The organism is Frankia sp. AgKG'84/4 (assembly GCF_023242965.2).
In the GTDB taxonomy this organism is placed as follows: domain Bacteria; phylum Actinomycetota; class Actinomycetes; order Frankiales; family Frankiaceae; genus Frankia.
Genome location: NZ_JALKFU020001216.1, coordinates 1 through 2,507, shown reverse-complemented (window position 1 = coordinate 2,507; position 2,507 = coordinate 1). Strand labels below are relative to the sequence as shown.

General features: G+C 73.0%; 2 protein-coding genes. One reads left to right on the top strand and one right to left on the bottom strand.

What is annotated here, in order from left to right:
• Positions 1 to 1,271, bottom strand: a 1,271-nt coding sequence (locus tag MXD58_RS28890) for a serine/threonine-protein kinase (RefSeq protein ID WP_374616797.1), incomplete at its 3' end; no start/stop codon positions are given.
• 842 nt (positions 1,272 to 2,113) lie between these two features.
• On the opposite strand from MXD58_RS28890, the gene MXD58_RS28885 reads away from it, so the two are divergent.
• Positions 2,114 to 2,443: a DUF362 domain-containing protein gene (locus MXD58_RS28885; RefSeq protein WP_248837053.1), complete on the top strand. Its 330-nt coding sequence runs from the start codon at positions 2,114 to 2,116 to the stop codon at positions 2,441 to 2,443.
• The last annotated feature ends 64 nt before the right edge of the window (positions 2,444 to 2,507 follow it).

Genomic DNA, 2,507 nt, shown 5'->3' with positions numbered 1-2,507 from the left:
GGCGACCAGGGCCGGTCGGGGCGGCGCGGGAGCACCGGCAGCGGCCTGGTGACCGCCAGGATCTCCGCCGACGGGGCCGGACCGTCCTCGTCGCGGCCCGGGGGCAGCCGCAGCGGGATGACGTCGAGCCGGCTGGTGATGATGGTCTCGGCGGCCACGCCGGGCCGGGTCAGCGCACGCAGCAGTTCCTCGGCGCTCGGGCGCCCGGCCGACTCGCGCCGCATCGCCGCGCGGACCACCTCGCGCAGGGAGTCGTCGAGGCCCTCGAAGCTCGGATCGCTGTGCAGCAGCCGGCGCAGCTGGTCCACGGTCGGCCCGTCGCCGAACGGGGCCCGCCCCGTCGCCGCGAACAGCACCAGCCCGCCCCAGGCGAAGACGTCGGCGGCGCCGCTCACCCGGTGGCCGCGGGCCTGCTCCGGGGCCATGTACGCGAGCGTTCCCGCCACCCGTCCGCGTGGCCCGCTGGGGGCGTCATCGGACACCCGCGCGAGCCCGAAGTCGATGACCCGCGGACCGAACGAGCTCAGCAGCACGTTCGTCGGGCTCAGGTCGCGGTGCACCAGGCCGGCGCCGTGGATCGCGCTGAGCGCGGCCGCGACGCTGATCGCGACCCGCTCGACGTCCGCGCCGCCCAGGGGGCCGTGCACGGCGACGGCGCGGGCGAGGGTGGGGCCGTCGATGAACTCGGTGACCAGGTAGGGCTCGCCGTCCGGCGGGTCGACGACGTCGAGGACCTCCGCGGTGCAGAACCGGGCGACCAGGCGCCCCGCCTCGGCCTCGCGGCGAAACCGCTCCCGGTAACGCGGGATGCGTGCGACGTCGGCGCGGATGACCTTCACGGCGACCAGGCCGGTGTCGCGGCCCCGGGCGAGGTACACCGTGCCCATGCCGCCCTCGCCGAGGCGGCCGAGAACGCGGTACTCCCCCAGCTCGCGCGGATCCCCGGGGCGCAGCGGCGCCGGCCGGGTCGTTAGCCCCGTCGGCGGTTCGCGTGAGGTGACGAGGTCCAACCCAGCGAGGTCCAACCCAGCGAGGTCCAACCCAGCGAGGTCCGGCACGGCAGCATCCGGCCCAGCGACGTCCAGCCGTGCGGCGGGCTCCAACCCGGTGGCGCCGGGACCGGCTGCGTCCGCCCTGCCTACCTCCGCCTCCGTGGTTCCCGGGCCGCCGTCGTCTTTCTTCTCGACGCCCGTCAACGCCCGGTCGACGCCTGTTCCCTCGACGTCGACCTGCTCGGCTTCGTTGCCGTCGGCACCGCCGCGCGCGTCCACATTCCCTCCGTCCGGCCGACCGGAAATCGGAGCCCGGCACCCCGCGCAATGTACGGCGGCCGTTCCTCCTCCCGGTCGTTCCTATCGCGAAGTCGACACCGGACAGGTCTGCGGAACGCCGCCAGGCTCTACCGCTATGCGCCCTTACGGGCCATCGGCGCAATCCGTCAGAGTACGACGGGAAGGCACCTAAAGGCCGGGTGTATCCGCGGGACCCCGACCCTTTCGGCCGGTCTCCAGAATCGACGACGAGACCGCGTCCCTCCTACTCCCGAACGCCTGGGCGCTGACCTCGGCAATCAGCGGAGACGACGGCGGGCGGCCCGCGCCGTACAGCGCCGCACGCGTCGTGGGGAACGCCGGCGCGGGGAATCACACCGTCGGCGGCCGCGCGGCGGGCCGGGCACCGTGCCAACGCGGATCGTCTCACCACCACCTTCCGGGGATACCTGAGGCCACCGGACCGTCGGCCCCGCCGCGGGATCGCACTCGCCGCGGCGGCGCCGCGCCGTCGTCACCACCGGTCCGCCGCGGCGCCGGCCGTCAGCCCGCCCGGCGCCGGACAACGGCGAGGATAAATTCATCGACAGAACTATCCTGAGGCTTTTCCCTGATGCGCCCGGGCGCCTTTTCCTCGAGATCATTCCGTTGGCCTGTTTGTTAACATGACTTTCACAGCGGACCCGGTTTCGGCGCCATCGCGGCCATTACGATTCCCACCGGGCCCGCCTCACGGCGTCCCGTCCGACCGGCACCCGCCGGAACGAAGTCGTAGGCCAGCCACGGGATGACCGGCCGCGCGGCCGCGGTCCCGTAATTGTCGATCGGAAGTGAGGGCTCTCATGCCATTCGTCGTCACCGCCGGGTGTATTGATGTCAAGGACGGTGCCTGCCTGGAAGGCTGCCCGGCCGACTGCATCTACGAGGGCGATCGCAAGATGTACATCCACCCGGACGAGTGCACCGACTGCGGTGCCTGCGCGGTCGCCTGCCCCGTCGGGGCGGTCCTCAGCGACGACCGGGTGAAGGACCAGACCTGGATCGACAACGAGGTGGCGTTCTTCAACGATGTCCTGCCCGGTCGCGATGAGCCGCTCGGCGAGCCCGGTGGCGCGACCAGGCTGGGCAAGGTCAAGGCGGACACCCCGTTCGTGGCCACGTTCGAGAAGTGAGCACGCCGCCGCGCCAGTGACACCGCGGCGGAGCGGTCCCGGCGTCGCACCCCCGCGCCGGGAC